This is a genomic window from Bartonella sp. MR63HLJHH (assembly GCF_042194155.1).
GTDB classification, from domain to species: domain Bacteria; phylum Pseudomonadota; class Alphaproteobacteria; order Rhizobiales; family Rhizobiaceae; genus Bartonella; species Bartonella grahamii.
In genome coordinates, this window is the sequence record NZ_JBHIMN010000035.1 from 1 (window position 1) to 1,189 (window position 1,189).

Annotated in this window: 1 protein-coding gene; it reads right to left on the bottom strand. The window is 43.7% G+C overall.

The window, feature by feature from the left end:
* Positions 1–12: 12 nt before the first annotated feature.
* Positions 13–1,188, bottom strand: a complete 1,176-nt coding sequence (gene tuf / locus ACFIKQ_RS08975) for an elongation factor Tu (protein WP_012755022.1) — start codon at positions 1,186–1,188, stop codon at positions 13–15.
* Between the last annotated feature and the right edge of the window lies 1 nt (position 1,189).

Below are 1,189 nucleotides of genomic sequence, written 5' to 3' on the forward strand. Positions count from 1 at the left end.
AACAAGCATTATTTATTCAATGATCTTAGAGACGATACCGGCACCAACAGTACGACCACCTTCACGAATAGCAAAACGAAGCTTCTCTTCCATCGCTATCGGAACGATCAACGAAACATCCATGGCAACATTGTCGCCTGGCATAACCATTTCCGTTCCTTCTGGAAGCGTAACAATACCTGTAACATCCGTCGTACGGAAGTAAAACTGAGGACGATAATTCGTGAAAAATGGTGTATGACGTCCACCTTCATCTTTTGTCAAAATGTAAGCTTCTGCTTTAAAACGTGTATGAGGCGTAACAGATCCTGGCTTCGCCAATACTTGACCACGCTCAATCCCTTCACGGTCAACACCACGAAGCAGAGCTCCTATATTATCACCCGCTTGACCCTGATCTAAAAGCTTGCGGAACATTTCAACGCCTGTAACCGTCGTCTTAGACGTTGGACGAATACCGATAATCTCGATTTCCTCTCCAACTTTAATAACACCACGCTCAACACGACCCGTAACAACGGTTCCACGACCCGAAATCGAAAATACATCCTCTATCGGCATCAAAAATGGTTGATCAACAGGACGTTCAGGGGTTGGAATATAATTATCAACTTCACTCATTAAAAGACGAACAGCATCTTCACCAATGCTTTTATCCTTATCCTCAAGAGCTGCCAACGCAGAACCTTTAACAATTGGTATATCATCGCCTGGAAAATCATATTTGGATAAAAGTTCCCGAACCTCAAGCTCTACAAGCTCCAAAAGTTCTGCATCATCAACCTGATCAACTTTATTAAGAAAAACAACAATTGCTGGAACACCAACCTGACGCGCAAGCAAAATATGCTCACGTGTCTGAGGCATTGGACCATCAGCTGCTGAAACAACCAAAATAGCACCATCCATCTGTGCTGCCCCTGTGATCATGTTCTTCACATAATCAGCGTGTCCTGGACAATCAACGTGCGCATAGTGACGATTTTCCGTTTCATACTCAACGTGCGCTGTAGAAATAGTAATTCCACGTGCGCGTTCCTCTGGGGCAGCATCAATTTGATCATAGGCTTTAAATTCACCAAAATATTTCGTAATCGCTGCTGTCAACGAGGTCTTCCCATGATCAACGTGACCAATCGTACCAATATTAACATGCGGTTTTGTTCGTTCAAACTTGCTCTTCGCCATC

What these genes read in the sequence shown, in the direction of transcription:
- tuf (WP_012755022.1), bottom strand. Translation starts at nt 1,188, where the DNA reads ATGGCGAAGAGCAAGTTTGAACGAACAAAACCGCATGTTAATATTGGT.